Raw genomic sequence first — 12,881 nt, 5'->3', positions numbered from 1 at the left:
CGGTTAATTCGGCACAATCAAGGCGTGCGAAGGCTCCGAATCAGCGCCCGCCTGACCGCGACCATGCTCATCCTGCTCGTGCTGCTCGGTGGCATCGGGGCGGTCGGCGTCGCGGCGATCTTCGCGCTGCGGCGGGCCACGGCGACGGTCGGCGACTACCGGGAGACGACCCGGCTGGCCGGGCAGGTCAAGTTCCGGGCCGCCGACTTCAACGGCTGGCAGACCGCGTACGCCTTCGACGCCGTACGCGGCATCAAGGACGCGACCACCGACTCGGCCACCAGCCGCAAGGCCTTCCTCACCTCGGCCGCGGCCTTCCGGGCCGAGCTCACCGACCTGGAGCAGCACGGCCGGCTCACCGAGGCCGAGCGGCGGGGCGTCACCGCCGCCCGGGCCACGTTCGAGCGGTTCATGAGCCTCGACCAGCAGATCGCCGACGGCTACCGCGCGGGCACGCCGGCGGGCCGCCAGACCGCCGGCGACCTGGTCATGGGCGACGAGATCGTGCTGTTCAACGACATCGCGCGAGAGATCGAGGCGGTCGTCGGGGCGATCGACACCGAGGCCGAGGCGGCGGTGGCCGAGGCCGAGGCGGCGGCCGGCCGCTCGGTCACGATCATCGTCGTCGCCGGGCTGACCGCGCTGCTGATCGGCGTCGCGCTGGCCGTCCTGCTGGCCCGGTCGGTGGTCCGGCCGCTCGGCGCCCTCAACCGGCGGCTGGCCGAGATCGCGGACGGCGACGGCGACCTGACCCAGCGGATCACCGACCGGGCCCGGGACGAGGTCGCGGACGCCGCCGCCGGTTTCAACCGCTTCGCCGACCGGATGCAGAAGCTGGTCGGGGACGTGGGCGCGCGGGCCGAGGAGGTCTCGGCGGCGGCCGACCAGCTGCGTACGGTCAGCGCCGACCTCGCCGACGGCGCCGAGCAGACCAGCGTCCAGGCCGGGCAGGTGAGCAGCAGCGCCGAGGAGGTCTCGGCGATCGTGTCGACGATGGCCGCGGCGGCCGAGCAGATGAACGCGTCGATCGGCGAGATCGCCCGCAGCGCCGGCCAGGCGTCCGCGACGGTGGAGAGCAGCGTCCGGGCGTCGGCCGAGGCCGGGCAGACGATCGGCCGGCTGGGCGCCGCCTCGGACGAGATCCAGTCGGTCGTGCAGCTGATCACCGCCATCGCCGCGCAGACCAACCTGCTGGCCCTGAACGCGACCATCGAGGCGGCCCGCGCCGGCGACGCCGGCAAGGGTTTCGCCGTCGTCGCGGGTGAGGTGAAGGACCTGGCCCAGCAGACCGCGTCGGCCACCGAGTCGATCGCCCGGCAGGTGGAGGCGATCCGGTCGGGCAGCGAGGCGGCGGTCCGGGCCATCGATCAGATCAGCGAGGTGGTCGGCGAGATCAACCACGCGCAGCTGACCATCGCGTCGGCCATCGAGGAGCAGACCGCCACGACCAGCGAGCTGAGCCGCAACGTGGGCGAGACCGCGGTCGGCGCCGGTGAGATCGCCGCGAGCATCGGCGGGGTGGCCGGCACCGCCCAGCGCACCACCACCGCGGCGGCCAGCACCAGCGCCACCGCCGAGACGCTGAGCCGAGCCTCGGCCGAGCTGCGGTCCCTGGTCGGCGCCTTCCGCTATCGGTAACCGGTACCGCTCAGCGGGACTCGGCATCGTGCCGGACGGGTCGCCGGCCCGACACTGACGTGATGGTGGACCGACCTGAACTACCGGAGCCGGACGCGGACGAGACCGGCCCGTACACCCATCTGGGTTTCGCCCGCGCGAAGCCGGGCCTCGAGAACGAGGTCGAGGCGCTGATCCTGGCGCTGGTGGAGCCGCTGCGCGCCGAGGAGGGCGCGATCGAGTTCCACGTGCATCGGGATCGGGCCGACCGGCGGCTGTTCGTCATCTACGAGATGTTCCGGTCCAGGAAGGACCTGGAACGGCACGTCGCCCAGCCGTACACGCAGGATTTCATCCGTGCCATGCGGCCGCTGGTCGAGGGCCCGCTGCGCCAGCAGTTCCTGCGTATGTCCAGCGAACTGCCGGGGTGATCGCATGGGTCTGGTCGTCCTCGCCCTGATCACGCTGACGCTGGCGTTCGGCCGGCGGGCGTGGGCGCGTCTGCGCGGAAAGCCCTTGCCCCGCCTCGGCGTCCGCCACCCGGACACCCGGCCACCGGCCGGTGAACAGCAGGACGGCGAGGTGCTGGTGGTCGGCGCCGGGCCCAGCGGGCTGATGACCGCGGCGCTGCTGCTGCGGCAGGGCGTGCCCGTACGCATCATCGACGCCAACGCCGGGCCCTCCACCGAGTCGCGCGCGTTCGCCGTGCAGGCCCGCACCATCGAGCTGTTCCGCTCACTGGGACTGGCCGACGAGCTGCTCACCCACGGCGTGATCGACACCGGCATCAAGTTCCACCTGAGGGGCCGGTACGCCGGCGGGCTCGACTTCGACCGGGCCCGCGCCGCGGACACCCCGTACCAGTTCATCCTGATGGCGCCGCAGAGCGAGGTCGAGCAGATCCTGCTGGCCGACCTGGCGCGGCACGGGCTGACCGTGGAGCGGAACACGCGGCTCGACTCGTTCGAACAGACCGCCACCGGCGTCCGGGCCCGGCTCAGCACGGGCGACCTGACCTGCCGCTACATCGTCGGGGCGGACGGCTCGCACAGCGTGGTCCGCAAGCAGCTCGGCCTCGGCTTCACCGGCGAGGGGTACGCCCAGCGTTTCCTGCTCGCCGACTGCCGGGTGGAGTGGCCGTTCGACCACACCAGCTTCCGCATCTTCATGAACGGCGAGCGCATCGGCCTGTTCCTGCCGCTGGACGGCGCGAACCGGTCCCGGGTGATGACCACCGACCACGGCGGCGAGGACACCCTCGAGGCGATCGAGCAGGCCTTGCGCGAGGCGATGAACGTGCCGGTGACGCTGTCCGAGCCGGTGTGGACCACCCGCTACCAGGCGCATCTGCGCCAGGCCGGCCGCTACCGGGCCGGTCGTGGCTTCCTGGTCGGCGACGCCGCGCACATCCACTCCCCCGCCGGCGGCCAAGGCATGAACACCGGCCTGCAGGACGCGGCCAACCTGGCCTGGAAGCTCGCGGCCGCCCTGCGCGGCGCCGGCGACGACCTGCTGGACAGCTACCACGACGAGCGGCACCCGGTCGGCGTCGACCTGCTCCGGTTCACCGACCGGCTCTTCCGGGTGGCCGCCGGCCTGCACGGCTGGCGGGCCCGCCTGCGCGACCGGGCCGGCCCGTTCCTGATCGGCCGGATGTCGGCGGCGCCGCTGCCGCACCGCAAGGCGTTCCGCCGGCTGTCACAGATCGGCTTGGCGTACCGGCCCGGCCCGTACGCGGTCAACGAGCTTCTCCACTCGCTGGACGGTCCGTGGGCCGGGCAGCGCGCGCCGGACGCCCGGATCCGCACCGGCCGCCAGATGTTCGACCTGCTGGCCGGCTACCGGCTGCGGGTGATCGCGTTGTCCCGCCAGCCGCTCGACGACGCGGCCGTCACCCGGCTCACCGCCGAGCTGGCCGGCCTTCCCGCACACATCGTCGCCCGCGTCGCCTGCCGCGCCGACGAGCGGGTCGAGCTGGTCGACGCGGTCCAGGTCTTCGACGCGTACGGCCTGCGGACCGGAACCGCGCAGGCGCTGTACGTCATCCGCCCGGACGGCTACGTGGCGTGGCGCTGCGACGAGCTCGACGTCGACGCCTGCCGCGCCTTCCTCGCCCGCATCCCGTCCCCGATCGACCGGGAGGTGCCCGCCTGATCGGGTTCTCCTGAGGCGGCTTGCGCGCGGGCCGCAAGATGATCTCCATGGTGATTGTCGCGCCGGTCGCGGGGCTGCTGCTCGGGTTCCTCGACTTCGTCTGGATCAAGTTCGTGCCGTTCCCGTTCGGCGGGCTCGGCAACTCGATCGCGGTGTGGGCGGTGGCGGCGTTCCTGCTGACCTGGTCGCGACGCCGGCCGATGGGCCCGTCGATCGCCGGCGCGGTGGTCATGCTGGTCGTGGCCGTGCCCGCCTACTACGTCGCGGCGGCGCTGATCCAGGGGGACGACTGGTCGAACATCTGGGCGGTCACCTCCTTCCTGTGGATGGGGCTCGGGGTGGTCGCCGGGGTCGTCTTCGGCGCGGGCGGCGTGCTGGCCCGCTCACCCGGACGGCTGCGGCTCCCGGCCCTCGGCCTGCCCGCCGCCGTGCTGGTGGCCGAGGCGATCCTGCGGCCCGGCGACCTCGCCTACGTCGTGGTGCTGGTCCTGCTGGCCCTCGGCGTCACCGTGCTGGTCGCCCCGGCCTGGCGGGACCGGGCCCTGGCCCTGGCCTGGGCGGTGCCGCTCAGCGCGGTCGGCTACCTGCTGATGATCGGCACCGCCTTCAGCCGGTGAGGGCGGCCGATCAGGCCCGGAGCTTGGCGAGGGTGAGGACCTCGCCCCGGATGCCCCACCCACCGTCGGCGACCTCGTCGACCAGCACCATGGTGTTGGCCCGGACGGCGTCCCCGAAGGTCTCGGCGTAGAGATCGGTGACCCTGGTGATGAGCTGTTCCTTCTGCGCGGCGTCGAGCAGGCCGGCGGGAACCTTCAAATTCGCGAATGGCATGGGTACGAGCCTGCCGACGGCGGCCGGGCCCGACCAGTGGCCGGCTACCCGGGGGTCGGCAACCCCTGGGTGGCCGGGCCCGCGGGCGGCACACTGAGCTGGTGAACCTCGACGAACTCGGCGGCTTCCTCCGCTCGCGGCGGGCCCGGATCAGCCCGGCCGAGGTGGGTCTGCCGGCCGGACCACGGCGGCGTGTGCCGGGCCTGCGCCGGGACGAGGTGGCCCAGCTGGCCGGGGCGTCGGTCGACTACTACATCGAGCTGGAGCGTGGCCGCGGCGCCCAGCCGTCGGCGCAGATGCTGGCCGCGCTGGCCCGGGCGCTGCGGCTGGACGCCGACGAGCGGGACCACCTCTTCCGCCTGGCCGGCCGGAGCGCGCCGGCCGGCCACGGGACGGCCGCCCACGTGGCGCCGGCCATGCTCGCGCTGCTCGACCGGCTCGGCACCACGCCGGCCCGGATCATCACCGACCTGCACGAGACGCTCGTGCAGAACCCCCTCGCGACCGCCCTGCTCGGCCCGCCCGACGCGGCGAGCTTCGTCGAGCGGTGGTTCACCGAGCCGGGCCGCCGGGCGATCTATCCGGCCGAGGACCACCCGCACCACTCCCGGGTGCTGGCCGCCGACCTGCGGGCGGCGGTGGCCCACCGCGATCACGACGCCCGGTCCACCGAGATGGTGGCCCGGCTGCGCCGGGTCAGTCGAGAGTTCGCCGCCCTGTGGGACAGCGGCGACGTCGCCGTACGCCGGGGCGAACGCAAGCGGATCACCCACCCCGAGCTGGGTGTGGTCGACATCCACTGTCAGAACCTGTTCAGCGAGGACGGCCGGCAACGCCTGCAGTTCTTCACCGCGCCACCCGGCAGCGAGGCCGTGGAGCAGCTCCGGCTGCTGGCCGTGATCGGCGGCCGGCAGCTCACGCCGCCCCTGGGCTGAACCGCAGGCGGATCGTGCGGGCCTCGGGGCGCAGGGCGAAGCCGGGCCACACGTCCGGGCCGCAGGCGCGCGAGCCGAGGCCGTGCTGGGCCGCGTCGATGAACAGGTAGCTGGTCGTCGAGGGCGGCAGCTCGTGGGGGTGCGCGGCTCGCGCGATCTGCTGGGGGGTGTGCCGGCTCAGCGTGAAGCCGGGCCGCCGCCCGCGCGTGTCCGGGATCGTGGTGAGGGTCAGCCAGGCGTCGTCGCCGCTGGTCAGGGTCAGACTTCGGACCTGCGAGCGGTGGCCGGTCTCCTGCGGGCGGGCGTAGGCGACCGAGAGCTCGTCGATCGTGGCGCGGTAGTGGCCCACCTGGGCGGCGCGCATGCTGTCCGGATACGACTCGTGCGGGCCGAGCCCGAACCACGAGGCGCCGTCCACGTCGCCGGGCAGGTCGAAGCGGACGCCGATCCGGGGCCACACCGTGGGCCAGCCGCTCGACGGGAGGATCTCGACCCGCACGGAGCCGTCGGCCGACCAGATCGTCTCCATCAGCACCGACAGCGCGGAATCGGCCGCGGCGACCCGGTCGACCGTGCGCAGCGCGTCGCCGGAACGCTCGACCGAGACCCGCCGGGTGGTCAGCCGGTCGAGCCCGGCACGCCGCCACACGTCGGCGCTGGACACGTCGGGACGGCTCTCGTCGCTGTCCTCGATCCGGTCGGACAGGCCCTCGTCGTTGTCGGTCGGCGCGCGGAACAGCTCCAGCCGCGGCCCGGTGGCGGGGCGGCCGGCCAGGCGTACCAGCGAACCGTTCTCGAACTCGAACGGACGCCACCCGGAGGAGACGCGGGCGGGCGCGACCGGAGCTTCGGAAGCGGGGCGCTGCGCGGTGGCGACGACGTGGCCCTCGGGCGCCCAGGCCGTCGCGGCGGCGAGGACGGCGTCGATGGTCAGCCACGCGGCGGGATCAGCGTCGACGGCCACCCGCACGCTGCCGCCCGGCGGGATCGGTGGCACCGCCAGGGCGGACGAGTCCCGCCGGACGAAGCGCAGGTCGGACGTGTCGGCCGAGTGCCGCAGGTTGTCGATCACCACGTCGGCGCCGTCGAAGGTGAGGCGGAGCGGCTGCACCACGGCCTTGAACTCGTGCAGGCCGGGCGTCGGGACGTCGTCGCTGAGCACCATCCCGTCCATCACGAAGTTGCCGTCGTGGACGACCTCGCCGAAGTCCCCGCCGTACCCGTAGAACGGCCGGCCGTCCGGCGTCGACGTGCGGATGCCGTGGTCACGCCACTCCCACACGAACCCGCCGTGCAGCCGCGGATGCCGGTGCACCAGGTCCTCGTACTGGTCGAGCGCGCCCGGCCCGTTGCCCATGGCGTGCGCGTACTCGCAGAGCAGGAACGGCTTGGTGCGCTGCCGGGCGCCCTGCGCCGGGGTGCAGCCGAGCAGCGGCGTACGCGACCCGTCGGTCCCGATCTGCTCGGTCTCGGTCACCGGCGGGTACATCCGCGAGTAGAGGTCGGTGTAGTCGCCGGTGTAGTCGCCCTCGTAGTGCACCGGCCGGCCGGCGTCGCGGGCATGCACCCAGGCCGACATGGCGGCCAGGTTGGCGCCGGTGCCGGACTCGTTGCCGAGCGACCAGATCACGATGCTGGGGTGGTTCTTGTCCCGTTCCACCGTGCGCTCGACGCGGTCGAGGTAGGCCTCACGCCAGGCCGGGTCGTCGCTCGGGTTGCCGTGCCAGCCGAGCTTCTCGAAGCCGTGCGTCTCGAGGTCGCACTCGAGGATCACCCAGAAGCCGAGCTCGTCGGCCAGGTCGAGCAGGCGCGGGTGCGGCGGGTAGTGGCTGGTCCGGATCGCGTTGACGTTGAACCGCTTCATCCGGGCCAGGTCCTCGCGGGCGTGCTCCTCGTCGAACACCCGGCCGCGCTCCGGGTGGGTCTCGTGCCGGTTCATGCCGTGGAAGACCACCCGGCGGCCGTTGACCAGGAACTGGTCGCCGCGGATCTCGACCGTCCGGAAGCCGAGCCGCAGCGTGACGGTCTCGGCCGCAGTGGACACCGTGGCGTCGTAGAGCATGGGTTCCTCGGCCGACCACGGCGCGACCTCACCCACGTCGACGGGTTCGCCCGCGACGACGACCTGCTCGATGTTCAGCGCCGGGATGCGCAGGGTGACGGGAGCGTCCGCGGTGACTTCGGGAAGAACAAGACCCCGCCCGTCCGTGTACGAGGTGCGCAGCCACACATCCTCGATACCCCCGGCCGGGCGCCCGATCAGCGTGACGTCCCGGAAGATGCCCGGCAGCCACCACTGGTCCTGGTCCTCCAGGTAGCTCCCGGCCGACCACTGGTGCACACGTACCGCGACGACGTTGGCCCCGGCGCGCAGCGACCCAGTCACGTCGAACTCGTGCGCGAGCCGGCTTCCACTCGCGGTCCCGACCTCGTCGCCGTTCACCCACACCCGGAACATCGACTCGACACCGTCGAACCGCAGCACCACCCGCTCGCACCCGGCCAGGTCGGCGGGCACGTCGACCTGGCGGCGGTAGTCGCCGGTGGGGTTCTCGTCCGGCACGTGCGGCGGGTCGATCGGGAACGGGTACTGGACGTTGGTGTAGATCGGCCGGCCGTACGCGCCGTCGCCGTGCAGCACCCAGTGCGCGGGAACCGGCAGGTCGTCCCAGCCGGCGTCGTCGAACGCCTCGGCCGCGAAGTCCTCCGGCGCGGTCGCCGTCGGTGACAGCCGGAAGCGCCAAGGCCCGTTCAGCGACAGGGCCGGGGCGTTCGAGCGCAACCAGGATCGGGCCGGCAGCGCGCCGTGATGAGGTCGAGGATCCGCGATGTACGCCACCCTACGAATCTCCCACGCGCCGAGCCGAAGATCGAGTCCTGCCGCCTCCGGAAAGCTCAGGCCGCGAGGGCCATCTCGGCCTTCTTCCGGCTGGTGGCGACGTAACGGGCGGTCCAGGCGAACAGGGCGCCGAAGGTGACCACGGTCAGCAGCGTGGAGATCCCGACCATGACCGAGATCGGCAGCGTGTAGACCAGCGCCACCCGGACCACGGCCTCGGCCAGCAGGCCGCCACCCCAGACCAGCGAGGTGACCCGGTAGCCGTGGCGGACCCGCGGATTCGACTCGTACGCCTCGGTCAGCTCGGCCGCCTGCCCCGGCCGCATGCTCTGCTGCGCGGCCAGGGTCAGCGGCCGGCCCCACAGCGCCGTGCCGACGAACACCAGGCCGATGATCGCCGCCATCGCCGAGTGCTTGACCAGCATCCAGCGCGGGTCGCCGGTGAGGAACGTGAACAGCAGCCCGACGCCGAACACGGCGGCCATCAAAGCCGAGAACGGGCTCAGCGCGCGGGCCCGCACGGCGACCCAGGCCAGCCGCGCCCCGGCGGCCAGCGTCCCGGCCAGCAGCGCGGTGGTGTCCCCGGCGCCGAGCGCGTGCAGCGCGTAGTAGGTGACCACCGGCAGGCCGAGGTCCCAGGCGAGCGAACGGATCAGGTCGCGAATTCCGTGTGTCATGCTTCGATGCTCGCCGCCCGAGGGGGTCGCGCGGGACGACCGACCCGCCGAGCCGCCCTGTCCACCGATCGATGGACAGGCCCTCCTACGGCCAGGGCGCGCTGCCGTTGGCCAGGCCCTTCTCCAGGTACTCGTGGAACCGCCGGGTGATCTCGGTCAGGATGTGCGGGTAGTCGTCGAGCGCGTCCGGGGTGCCCGGTCGGGTGATGATGTTGCTGCCCTCGAACAGGGCCTCGGCCGCGGCGTAGAGCGCGGCGTGGATCGCCTTGCGGGCGTCGGCGGCCAGCCGGACCTCGTGCGGCTTCGTCGGGTCGGGGATCCGGTACGGGATCGCCGGCACGGCCGCCTGGACGAAACGGGCGAAGCGGTTCGGGACGTTCGGCCTGGCCGGCTGCCCCGCGGGCGTACCGTAGAAGCTCTGCAGAATGTCGGACAGCGGCCGGTTGAGCGAGCGGTCGCGGACCATCGTGCCCGGGAAGTCGGGCGATCCGCCGTCCTGCCAGTGGTCGTTGACGGCGACCTCGGACTTGACCATGATCTGGGCGTCCATGTCGGACAGCAGGTCCTCCATCGAGACCTTGCTGTTCATCCGGGCGTTGAGCAGGGCGATGTCGTTCGCGGCCGGGTTCTTCTTCTTGTGGTCCGACCAGTCGACGAACCACGAGGCCAGGTCGCCGGTCCAGGTGAAGACGCCGGTGAGCGGCGCGCCGCTGACCTCCTGGAGCCCGCCGCCGAGGGTCGACGCCCCCTGCAGCGCGAGGTCGAGCGCGGGCAGGAAGTGGGCCGGGTCGAGGGTCTCGCCGGCCGGGGTCACGACGTTGTCGGTCGCGAACAGCCCGTTGAGCGCGGCCTGACTCACCGGCGGGCTGGTCATCGGAACCACGGCGTCGTCACCGTCGATCGCCTTGTCGAACTTCGGGCCCGCCGTACCCGACGGGTTCATGCCCTTGGCGCCGCCCGGGGCGCCGGCGACGAAGTTGCTGTAGTAGAGGCGCCGCAGCCGGTGGATCACCTCGGCCTTGCCCGGGTACGCGGCCTCGACCTCCTTGACCCAGGCCACGTACTGGGCGAGCGGCGTGGAATTCTGCTTACGCGCGACCGTCGGCCCCTGCGGCCACCAGGGTGCGGGCGCCTGCGGGCCGGCAACCGGCGCCTGCGCGGCGGCCGGCGCCCGCTGCGCGACCAGCGCGGCGACGGCCCGGTTGCCCGCGGTCTGCTGCAACATCGCCAGCCCGCCGGACGGGGCCGGCCGGCGCCCCGCCTCCTCGGCAGGCTCGTGTGTGGACAGGGGATCCGGGCGGCGCACTCGTCCAGGCACCCTCCCACGGTCCGCTCAATGACGTCCGCGGTCAAGGGACAGCCGGGCACTCACGGTCAACGCGTGCGGACAGTCCAGATAGGGCTGCCAGAACGCTCCGCCCGCCTCCTGCACCCCGGCCGCCGTCACCACCGGGCCCGCCCAGATGACGTCGGCGAACCCGGCCCCGGACAGGGCCGCGTCGATCGCCGCCCGCGACCAGACCCAGGCCGACACGGTCTCGTCCAGGCCGGCGTAGCACAGGTCGAGCGTGACCGGCTCCGGTTCGGTGCCGCGGGTGGCGCCGTACGTCCGGAACCCGTACCGCTCGTAGTAGTCCGGTTCGCGCCGCAGGGCCGGGTTGGACGGCAGAGTCACCAGCCGCCCGCCGGGACGCAGCGCCCGCGCCGCCGTCCGGCAGATGTCGGTGAGCCGGTCCAGATCCTCCGCGTACGGCAGGACGTACACGGCCAGCACGATGTCGAAGGCGCCGTCCAGGTCGGCGGGCAACGCGCCGGCCACGTACGAGACGCCGAGCGGGGACGACGCCTCGACCGACCGCGCGTGCTCGACCATGCCCTCGGTGGCGTCGAGACCGACCACCCGCGCGGCGCCGCGCTGCTTGAGCATCCGCGTGTAGCTGCCACTGCCGCAGCCGAGGTCGAGCACGTCCAGGCCGGCCACGTCCCCGAGGGTGGCGAACACGGTCGGGAACTCGAGTTGCCGGCGGAACGGCGAGGTCGAGAAGATGTCGTACACGCCGCCCAGCTGGTCGAACTGGGCGGCGGGGTCGAGGCCGGACATGGTCGCTACTGGAAGTCGCAGCCGGGGTTCGGCGCGTCCTCGGAGAACGGCGAGCCGGTCGGCAGCACGTAGAGGACCTCCAGCACCACTGGGGTCCGGCCCTTGTTCACACCGATGTGGACGTTGCCCGGGCCGCTCGGCTCCTGGATGTGGCTGCCGCGCGGGTACACGCCGTCCGACTCGCAGGTCGCGTCGAAGTGGCTGAGCGTGCCCTGCTTCACCCGGCCGTAGAGGCTGCCGTCGTGGTAGTGCCAGCCCGTCGCCTGGCCCGCCGGAATGGTGATCTCACGCAGGATGTAGTCGGTCGGCCCGATCGTGGTCTGCCACTTGATCGTGCCGACGACACCCGGGCCGGGCGGGGTGGCCTGGGCCGGCGTACCCATCAAGACCGTGGCGCCGACGACCGCGGCCGCGACGATTGCTGTTCTCTTCACGACGTGCATAACGGCTGATTCGCCCCGGAGTTCACCGCACCCTGAACCTTTTGCCCGGGTTCAGCCCCAGGCCTACCAGAGCCAGCGCAACGCCTCCTCTCGGCAGCGGCGCCGCCGCGGCCTCCAAACACACCCTCCGTGACCTCCCCACCCACCCGCCAGTCCTCCCCCGCCCCGTTTGCTCTGCGCACTCATACTCACCCCCTCGCCCACCTGCGACTTCGCACCCGGCCCGCCGAATCTTCCCGCCGGCCTGGTCACTGCGGGTGATCCGCCAGAACGGCACCGCCTCGTTCCCGCTCTGCGCACCTATCTGCACCCCAGGCTTGACCTGGGCGAACACCGGACGAACGCCGGTTCCACCGGGCAAGGACGGCCGGCAGCCGGCTTGCGACCGCAGACGGCGACACGCGATCCACGTCCCTGAGGCGGGGCGGGGGGGTACGTATATGTGCGCAGAGCAAAGTACCGGCGGGCGGGGATGTGAGGGCCGGGGCGAGCGGTGGGCAGGGAGGGGACGGGGTCAGCGGTCGATGGCGGCGACCTCGTCGGGGGTCAGCGTCAGCTCGGCGGCGGCCAGGTTGGTGCGCAGGCGGTCGTTGTTGGCGGATTTCGGGATCACCACGATGTCGTGGGCCAGGTGCCAGGCCAGGACCACCTCGGCCGGGGTGACGCCACGCGCCTCGGCGATCCCGCGCAGCGTCTTGTCGCGGAGGTTGCTGCGCTTGATCGGGCTGTAGCCCTCCACGGTCACGCCGCGCTCCTGCTGGGCGGCCAGGTAGGCCGGGTCGTGCTGGGACGGCGACCAGGGCACCTGGTTGACCGCGGGGGTGACGCCGGTGGCCTCGACGAGTTCGTCCAGCTGGGCGACGCTGTAGTTGCTCACGCCGGCCGCGCGCACCCGGCCCGATGCGACCGCGTCGACCAGCGCCCGCCAGGTCGGCGGGGAGGCGGTCCGGTTCGGCGGCCAGTGGATCAGCCAGAGATCGATGTGGTCGACGCCCAGCGCGCGGAGGCTCTCGTCGAGCACCACGGACGGCTCGTGGGCCCGCTCGGGCGGCAGTTTGGTGGTGATGAAGACCTCGGCGCCCGAGTCGCGGACCGCGCGGCCGACCTCGGCCTCGTTGCCGTAGCTGGTCGCGGTGTCGAAGTGGCGGTATCCGAGGTCGATCGCGCTGCGCAGGGCCGCATACCCCTTCTCGCCCCGCAGCCCGTAGGTTCCGAGCCCGATCATCGGCATCTGCACGCCGTCGGCGACGGCAACGGTAGGAACGTTGGTCATGACCAAGTATG

Annotated in this window: 12 protein-coding genes; 5 read left to right on the top strand and 7 right to left on the bottom strand. The window is 72.8% G+C overall.

The features are described 5' to 3' along the window. Positions 1 to 24: 24 nt before the first annotated feature. The 4 genes from AB0M54_RS06280 (at position 25) to AB0M54_RS06265 (ending at position 4,388) form a co-directional block, all read left to right on the top strand. Positions 25 to 1,638, top strand: a complete 1,614-nt coding sequence (locus AB0M54_RS06280; RefSeq protein ID WP_364469460.1) for a methyl-accepting chemotaxis protein — start codon at positions 25 to 27, stop codon at positions 1,636 to 1,638. Between the two features lie 62 nt (positions 1,639 to 1,700). After that, entirely contained in the window at positions 1,701 to 2,048 is a 348-nt protein-coding gene (locus AB0M54_RS06275; RefSeq protein WP_364320161.1) for a putative quinol monooxygenase, read from the top strand. A gap of 4 nt (positions 2,049 to 2,052) precedes the next feature. Next, positions 2,053 to 3,771 (top strand): FAD-dependent monooxygenase, encoded by a 1,719-nt coding sequence (locus AB0M54_RS06270; protein WP_364320159.1) that lies wholly within the window; start codon positions 2,053 to 2,055, stop codon positions 3,769 to 3,771. A gap of 38 nt (positions 3,772 to 3,809) precedes the next feature. Then, positions 3,810 to 4,388, top strand: coding sequence for a DUF6518 family protein (locus tag AB0M54_RS06265; RefSeq protein WP_364320157.1), 579 nt, complete (start codon positions 3,810 to 3,812; stop codon positions 4,386 to 4,388). A 10-nt stretch (positions 4,389 to 4,398) separates the two neighbouring features. On the opposite strand, the gene AB0M54_RS06260 is transcribed toward AB0M54_RS06265, so the two are convergent. Next, positions 4,399 to 4,602, bottom strand: a complete 204-nt coding sequence (locus AB0M54_RS06260) for a 4-oxalocrotonate tautomerase family protein (RefSeq protein WP_364320155.1) — start codon at positions 4,600 to 4,602, stop codon at positions 4,399 to 4,401. A 101-nt stretch (positions 4,603 to 4,703) separates the two neighbouring features. Here AB0M54_RS06260 and AB0M54_RS06255 point away from each other — a divergent pair, with 101 nt between their 5' ends. Then, positions 4,704 to 5,537 carry a helix-turn-helix domain-containing protein gene (locus AB0M54_RS06255; protein WP_364320154.1) on the top strand — a complete coding sequence of 278 codons (834 nt, stop codon included), beginning with the start codon at positions 4,704 to 4,706 and terminating at the stop codon, positions 5,535 to 5,537. Here AB0M54_RS06255 and AB0M54_RS06250 read toward each other — a convergent pair. The 6 genes from AB0M54_RS06250 to AB0M54_RS06225 form a co-directional block, all read right to left on the bottom strand. After that, complete coding sequence (locus AB0M54_RS06250) at positions 5,518 to 8,376, bottom strand: glycoside hydrolase family 2 TIM barrel-domain containing protein (RefSeq protein ID WP_364469458.1); 2,859 nt, start codon at positions 8,374 to 8,376, stop codon at positions 5,518 to 5,520. The two genes, AB0M54_RS06255 and AB0M54_RS06250, sit on opposite strands and share 20 nt — an antisense overlap. A 56-nt stretch (positions 8,377 to 8,432) precedes the next feature. Then, on the bottom strand, positions 8,433 to 9,053 hold the full coding sequence (locus AB0M54_RS06245) for a VC0807 family protein (protein ID WP_364320150.1): 621 nt from the start codon (positions 9,051 to 9,053) through the stop codon (positions 8,433 to 8,435). Positions 9,054 to 9,138: 85 nt separating this feature from the next. Next, positions 9,139 to 10,371 carry a hypothetical protein gene (locus AB0M54_RS06240; protein WP_364469456.1) on the bottom strand — a complete coding sequence of 411 codons (1,233 nt, stop codon included), beginning with the start codon at positions 10,369 to 10,371 and terminating at the stop codon, positions 9,139 to 9,141. 15 nt (positions 10,372 to 10,386) lie between these two features. Continuing rightward, positions 10,387 to 11,154, bottom strand: a complete 768-nt coding sequence (locus tag AB0M54_RS06235; RefSeq protein WP_364320146.1) for a methyltransferase domain-containing protein — start codon at positions 11,152 to 11,154, stop codon at positions 10,387 to 10,389. A 5-nt stretch (positions 11,155 to 11,159) separates the two neighbouring features. Beyond that, the gene (locus AB0M54_RS06230) at positions 11,160 to 11,597 is read right to left on the bottom strand and encodes a cupin domain-containing protein (protein ID WP_364320144.1); all 438 of its coding nucleotides are present in this window, start codon (positions 11,595 to 11,597) and stop codon (positions 11,160 to 11,162) included. Positions 11,598 to 12,111: 514 nt separating this feature from the next. Next, positions 12,112 to 12,870 (bottom strand): aldo/keto reductase, encoded by a 759-nt coding sequence (locus AB0M54_RS06225; RefSeq protein WP_364320142.1) that lies wholly within the window; start codon positions 12,868 to 12,870, stop codon positions 12,112 to 12,114. Between the last annotated feature and the right edge of the window lie 11 nt (positions 12,871 to 12,881).

Origin of the sequence: Actinoplanes sp. NPDC051470 (assembly GCF_040682035.1) — a bacterium.
Taxonomy (GTDB): domain Bacteria; phylum Actinomycetota; class Actinomycetes; order Mycobacteriales; family Micromonosporaceae; genus Actinoplanes.
This window is presented reverse-complemented; position numbering and strand designations above follow the sequence as displayed.

What these genes read in the sequence shown, in the direction of transcription:
- AB0M54_RS06275 (WP_364320161.1), top strand. Translation starts at nt 1,701, where the DNA reads ATGGTGGACCGACCTGAACTACCGGAGCCGGACGCGGACGAGACCGGC.
- AB0M54_RS06270 (WP_364320159.1), top strand. Translation starts at nt 2,053, where the DNA reads ATGGGTCTGGTCGTCCTCGCCCTGATCACGCTGACGCTGGCGTTCGGC.
- AB0M54_RS06265 (WP_364320157.1), top strand. Translation starts at nt 3,810, where the DNA reads ATGATCTCCATGGTGATTGTCGCGCCGGTCGCGGGGCTGCTGCTCGGG.
- AB0M54_RS06260 (WP_364320155.1), bottom strand. Translation starts at nt 4,602, where the DNA reads ATGCCATTCGCGAATTTGAAGGTTCCCGCCGGCCTGCTCGACGCCGCG.
- AB0M54_RS06245 (WP_364320150.1), bottom strand. Translation starts at nt 9,053, where the DNA reads ATGACACACGGAATTCGCGACCTGATCCGTTCGCTCGCCTGGGACCTC.
- AB0M54_RS06235 (WP_364320146.1), bottom strand. Translation starts at nt 11,154, where the DNA reads ATGTCCGGCCTCGACCCCGCCGCCCAGTTCGACCAGCTGGGCGGCGTG.
- AB0M54_RS06230 (WP_364320144.1), bottom strand. Translation starts at nt 11,597, where the DNA reads ATGCACGTCGTGAAGAGAACAGCAATCGTCGCGGCCGCGGTCGTCGGC.
- AB0M54_RS06225 (WP_364320142.1), bottom strand. Translation starts at nt 12,870, where the DNA reads ATGACCAACGTTCCTACCGTTGCCGTCGCCGACGGCGTGCAGATGCCG.